General features: G+C 73.2%; 4 protein-coding genes. All 4 read right to left on the bottom strand.

The features are described 5' to 3' along the window. Positions 1 to 160: 160 nt before the first annotated feature. Positions 161 to 1,447 (bottom strand): cation:proton antiporter, encoded by a 1,287-nt coding sequence (locus tag AB0I21_RS56965; RefSeq protein WP_360574353.1) that lies wholly within the window; start codon positions 1,445 to 1,447, stop codon positions 161 to 163. A 7-nt stretch (positions 1,448 to 1,454) separates the two neighbouring features. Then, positions 1,455 to 2,654: a hypothetical protein gene (locus tag AB0I21_RS56960; protein WP_360574351.1), complete on the bottom strand. Its 1,200-nt coding sequence runs from the start codon at positions 2,652 to 2,654 to the stop codon at positions 1,455 to 1,457. Next, a complete protein-coding gene (locus AB0I21_RS56955) occupies positions 2,651 to 2,878 on the bottom strand; it encodes a DUF5988 family protein (RefSeq protein WP_360574349.1) in 228 nt (75 codons plus the stop codon). The genes AB0I21_RS56960 and AB0I21_RS56955 overlap by 4 nt, the downstream gene beginning before the upstream one ends. A 126-nt stretch (positions 2,879 to 3,004) precedes the next feature. Continuing rightward, on the bottom strand, positions 3,005 to 5,853 hold a 2,849-nt coding region (locus AB0I21_RS56950), incomplete at its 5' end, for a type I polyketide synthase (protein WP_360574347.1).

The raw sequence follows: 5,853 nt of genomic DNA, 5'->3' as shown, positions 1-5,853 counted from the left end.
AACAACTCGACATCGCCACCGACTGGGGCCGCTACGCCGAGCTGTACTCCTACAACGCCATCAACGAGGAATACGAACTCGACCCCGCCCAACGGGCACCGGCCACTGAGCCGCGCTGACCGGGCGTACCGCACACACGCCTGAGTGGACGGTCCGGGCCTCAGCGGGTCACCGGCCGCGTGGCGGGCGCGGGGTCCGGTTCGGGGTGCCGGGTGGTCTGCGCCTGGGCGGAGCGGATCAGCGGGCCGGCCAGCGCGGTGGTGACGAGGGCCATGAGCACCATCATGGTGAACATCTGCCGGTCGAGCACGCCGAGCTGCAGGCCGACGCTCAGCACCACGAGCTCGGTCAGGCCGCGCGTGTTGACGAGGATGCCGAGGATGCCGGCGTCACGCCAGGACATGCCGAGGAACACGGCGGGCACGATCGCGCCGGTGAGCTTGCCGACGCAGGCGATCACGACGATCGCCGCGAGCTCGAGGAGGTTCCCCGTGGTCAGTCCGCCGACGTCGACGCCGAGGCCGGTGACGATGAAGAACACCGGGAGCAGCACCACGCTCACGTGTTCCAGCGGCCGGCGGACCTGTTCGCAGAGCTCCGCCGCCGGTTCGCGGGGCATGGCGAGCCCGACGCAGAACGCGCCGAAGATGGCGTGCAACCCGATCCAGGTCGTGGCGTACGCCGCCAGGAACACCAGGGCGACCACCGCCACCAGCAGGTGCACGGTGACGTGGCGGCGGGTCATGAGGACCAGGAACGGCCGGACGACGGTCCGCAGGACCACCAGGAACACGCCCAGCAGGACCAGCATGCGGACCAGGTCGAGCGGTCCGCTGGCGGTGGCGATCGCTGTCACCACCGCCAGCAGGCACCAGGCCAGCACGTCGTCGATCGCGGCGCTGATCAGGGCGATGCCGCCGACCCGTGTGCCGGTGAGCCGCTTCTCGGCCAGGATGCGCGCCAGCACCGGGAAGGCGGTGATCGACATGGCGACGCCGAGGAAGAGCGCGAACACCGTGAAGCCGACGTGGTCGACGCCGACCGTGTCGTGCCGGTGGTACAGCAACGTCGCCAGCGCGACGCCCATGCCGAACGACACCGCGATCGAGCCGATCGACACGGCGGCGGCGGTGCCGCGGTGGCTGCGCAGCAGGGAGGGGTTGAACTCCCAGCCGATCAGGAACATGAACAGTGCCAGGCCGATCTGGGCGACGGTGGACAGGAACGGCCGGGCCTCGACCGGAAACAGCCACGCCGTCGGGTTGCCGGGCAGCAGCCCGAGCAGGCTCGGCCCGAGCGCGATGCCCGCGAGGATCTCCCCGATCACCGCGGGTTGGCGCAGCCGCCGCACCCATCGGCCGAGCAGCGTGCCGACCGCCAGCACCAGCGCGATGTCCACCAACACCGTGGCGATCAGCAGTTCCGTGTGGTTCGCCGGAGACTCCATCGACGCCTCAGGTCATTCGCCGGACGACGTCAGGACGGCCGGCTTCGTTGCGGTTCGTCGCCGGTGCGGGCCGCGCGGCGTCCTTCCCGTGGCGCAGCCACCACAGCTGCTCCTGTACCCGCCCGGCCAGCGCGCCGAGACCCGGCGGGACGACCGGACCGCGACGGGTCTGCAGGTGCGCCGCCTCCCGGTCGACGGCGGCGTCCATCGCGTCCGGGTCGGCGACCGCGTCGGCGAGTCCCCGGGCCAGCATCGCGGCGGCGTCGAGTGGCGTCTCGTACGCCGGCGACACGGCGTGGGCGTCCGCGGCGACCAGTACCCGGTCGAACGCGGCGAGCGCGTCGGCCCCGCAGCCGGCCGCGACGGTGTCGACCGCGGCCAGCCACGGCTTGCTGATGACCGCCGCCCGGCCCGGGTCGACCAGCCCCCAGGCGATTTTGGCGAGGACACCGAACTCGCGGCGCAGCACGAAGCCGGCGAACGTCACCGCGCCCCGCTCCACCCCGGCCGCGTCCACCCCGGCGCTGAACACCCTGCGGCTGCCGCCGGCGGGGCCCGGCACGGGGCCGCCGCGGAGCACCGCCACCCGGATGTCGTCGTGCAGCAACGCCAGGTCCACGGCGACCTCGAGGTCGGCGAGCGACACGTCGTCCTCGGCGTTGCCCGCCTCGGGGTTGGCCAGCGTGACGTGGGCCGACGCGCCGACCCGTCGGACGTGGGCCCGGCCGAGGTCGGTCCGGCCGCTGCGCCGGAAGTCCGCCAGCAGCCGCAGGGCCCGCCGCGTCGGCGCGCGCATGGCGTCGACGACCATCGGGCCCGACTCGGGGTCGCGTACCAGCGCCGCGACGAACAGCGCCTGATCGAGCGTATGGTCCGGGCCGGCCGGGACCAGCTCGGGGAAGAGCACCTCACCGATCCGCAGGAGGTCGGCCATGCGTGGTTCGGCGTGCCGTTCGGCGATCCGGCGGTGGATCTCGCCGGCGTGCCGGGCCAGGAAGCCGGCCCGGGCCTGCCGGAACTCCTCGTGGACGTAGTGGGCGGTCAGCCGGTGCTGCGGATCGCGGGCCGGCTCGGGCGGCAGGTGCTGCAACAGTTCCACGCCGTCGCCGAGGTGCGTGCCCAGCCGGGCCCGGTCGGTCTGCCACCCGTCGCGGAAGACGGGCGCGCCGACGATCCAGTAGGCGACATCGGGAGCGCTCGTCATCATTCCGCGATTCGCGTGCGTCTGATCCAGTGGAACAGCACCGGACCGTCCACCGGCGACTCCGCGTCCGCTCTGCGGAAATGCTCGTAGCCGCCGTAGTAGCAGATCTTCACGGTTTCGGTGAGGTCGTCGACCCGCTGACGGCGGAGCTCGGTCGGCAGCGATTCGGGGCCGCCCTCAAGAATGACGTCGAATGTGCCCGTGGCACTGGCGGCAGGGTTTTCCATGGCTGACTCCCACGCACGAGAATGGTCGGCGACGGCGCAATGCCCTTTCGTTTTCCGACGGTAGGCTCCGCCGTTGTGCGGGCACACCCTTAAACCGTTGCGGGCGGCCCCTATCCGAGACCGGTCCTACGGCAGTCGCTCCAGCCACTGCTCGATGACGCGCGCGGTGCCGGCCGCCTCCGACTCCAGCATCGTGAAGTGGTTGCCGGGGACCTCTACCGTGGCGGCGGCCGAGGGCCACGTCGCGCGCCAGGACACCGCCGGTGCCGCGTCGGGGTCCGCGCCGTCGACGCGGAACAGTTCCGCCGGGCGGACAAAGAGGGTGGGCGTCGTGACCGGCGGCGCCTCGCACTCCGCGATCAGCCGCACGTAACGGCCCATCGCGGACAGCCGGGCGCTGGTGAACGGTCCGAAGGACTCCTCCCGCGCGAACAGGCCCTCGAGCATGGGGGTCGCGAACTGCTCCATCGCGGCGCTGTCCGGCAGGTACGTGTCCAGCAGGACCAGCCCGGCCGCGGGACGCCCCCGGTCCTCGAGCAGCCCCGCCAGGCGCTGCGCGAACAGGCCGCCGGAGGAGTAGCCGACCAACGCGTACGGTTCGTCACCGACGATCTGGAGCAGGCTGGCGGCCAGCCACTCCACGGCCGCGCCGGCCGACTCCGGCAGGGCCTCGGACTGCCGGAACCCGGGGATCGACAGGGCGTGCACCTCGCGGGTGCCGCGCAACGCCGTCGCGAGCCGCGCGTACTGATGCGCCCCGCCCAGACCCATCGGCGACGGGACACAGATCAGGCGGGGCCGCGCGGGCCCCTCGGCCAGCCGTACCGGCGCGGCGACGTCGGTCAGCTCCGCCGGTGAGCGGAACCCCGGGCGCAGCAACGCGACCGCGGACAGCAACGCGAAACCGTCGTCCCGGCGGCCTGCGGCTACCGCGTCGCGGAACAACGCGCCCACCGTGTTCTCCCGGTCGGCCGGCGACGCCGTACCACCGGCGGCCGCATACAGGTGATGTGCCAGCGTCCGGGCCGTCGGGTGATCGAACACCGCGGTCGCGGTCAGTCGCACGCCGGTCGCCGCGTTGAGCTGGTTTCGCAGCCGGATCGCCGCCAGCGAGTCGAACCCCAGCTCGGTGAACTGGCCGTCGGGGTCGACGTCGGCCGCCGAGCGGTGTCCGAGGGCGGTGGCCGCCTCAACACGGACCAGGGCGAGATAATCGTCCTCGGTGCGCGGTGCCGGGCGGGAGTCTGCGGTGCTGCGCCGCACCGGATGCAGCTTCTCCAGCAGCGGCGTCGCCGGGGCGCCGGCGAGCCGCAGCCGGATCGGCACGAGGACTGGGTCGCCGGCGACCAGCGCGGCGTCGAACAGGGCGAGTGCGTGCCGGTCCGGGAGCGGAAGGACACCGGACCGCGCCGTGCCGACCGTTTCGGTCATGGCGCTCCTGGTCTCCCACAGCCCCCAGGCCAGCGACTGGGCGGGCAGGCCCTGCGCCCGCCGCCGCCGGGCCAGCGCGTCGAGGTAGGCGTTCGCGGCCGCGTAGTTGGCCTGACCGGGCGAACCAAACACCCCGGAGGCCGAGGAGAACAGGACGAACGCGTCGAGCTCCCGGTCCAGGGTCAGCTCGTGCAGCAGCTGCGCGGTCCGCGCCTTGGCGGCGAAGACCGTCTCCAGCTGCGCCGCGCTGAGATTGGCGACCGTGGCGTCGTCGAGCACCCCCGCCGCATGGATGATCACTCGTGGGGCGAACTCGTCGAGGAGCGCCCGCAGGCACTCACGGTCCCCGATGTCACAGGCGACGAGCTGCGCCTGCGGCAGGTCCCGGCCCAGCTGGTCGGCTCCCGGCGCGTGCGGACCCCGGCGGGAGACCAGCACCAGGTCGGTCATGCCGTGTTCGCGCGCCAGGTGCCGGGCGAGCAGACCGCCGACGGTGCCGGTGCCGCCGGTGATCAGCACCGGGCCGGCACTGAAGTCGACCTTGTCGTGCCCCGGCGCAGCCCGCACCAGCCGCGGCACCCGCACCCGACCGTCCTGCCCCACCCGCAGCTGCGGCTCGTCGCAGACCACCGCCGCGGCCCGCGCCGCCGCCGGGTCGGCCGCGTCGACCAGCACGAACCGGTCCGGGTGCTCACTCTGCGCCGACGCCAGCAAACCCCACACGGCGGCCGCGTCCGGGACGCTGTGGCCGCCGGGGATCAGGACCAGCCAGCGCCGCTCGGCGGCGGCCAGGCGCTGCTGTACCCCGGCCAGGGCGTCGGGCAGTCCAACGCCGGTGCAGTCCCACACCGGCAGATCGGCTTCGGCCTGGCCGAGCTGTCCGGCCTCGACCCAGTCGACGGTGTACAGGTCCCGCACCGGCGTCGTCGAGAGCCGCTCGGACAGCGCCCGCAGCGCCAGCGAGCCCACCGTGGCGACCGGGGCGCCCGACATGTCCGTCAGGGTCACTGTGAGGCTGTCGCCGTCGGCGCGCAGCTTCACCCGGACCCTGGTCGCGCCGGTCGCGTGCACGGCCACGTCCTGCCAGGCGAACGGCAGCAGCACCGGCCCATCCTCGTCGGAAGCGTCACGCAGGGCGGCGATGTGCAGGGCGGCGTCCAGCAGCGCCGGGTGGATCGTGGATTCGGCGGCCCGGCCGTGCTCCGACGTCGGCAGCTCGACCTCGGCATAGAGGTCGTCGCCGGCTTCCCACGCCGATCGCAAGCCCTGGAACACCGGCCCGTACTCGTAGCCACGCTCGGCCAGCCGGTCGTAGAGGTCATTTGTCGGTACCGGCGTCGCGTCGGCGGGCAGCCACTCGATGGTGGGTGCCACTGGGCTCTCCTGGTCCAGCAGGCCGGTGGCGTGGCAGGTCCAGGGCTCGTCATCAGCAGCGCGCGAGTAGATCGTGACCTGCCGGTCGGCGTTCACCGCCGTCTGCACCTCGACAGCCCCGTCCAGCACGAGCGGGGCCTGCACCGTCAACTCCCGCAGCACCGGCGCAC

Origin of the sequence: Dactylosporangium sp. NPDC050588 (genome assembly GCF_040654975.1) — a bacterium.
Taxonomy (GTDB): Bacteria; Actinomycetota; Actinomycetes; order Mycobacteriales; family Micromonosporaceae; genus Dactylosporangium; species Dactylosporangium maewongense.
Note: the sequence above shows the minus strand (reverse complement) of the source record. Positions and strands in the feature narration are given on the sequence as shown.

Bases quoted from the DNA above. Each gene is read 5' to 3' on its own strand.
- AB0I21_RS56965 (WP_360574353.1), bottom strand. From the start codon at position 1,447: ATGGAGTCTCCGGCGAACCACACGGAACTGCTGATCGCCACGGTGTTG.
- AB0I21_RS56960 (WP_360574351.1), bottom strand. From the start codon at position 2,654: ATGATGACGAGCGCTCCCGATGTCGCCTACTGGATCGTCGGCGCGCCC.
- AB0I21_RS56955 (WP_360574349.1), bottom strand. From the start codon at position 2,878: ATGGAAAACCCTGCCGCCAGTGCCACGGGCACATTCGACGTCATTCTT.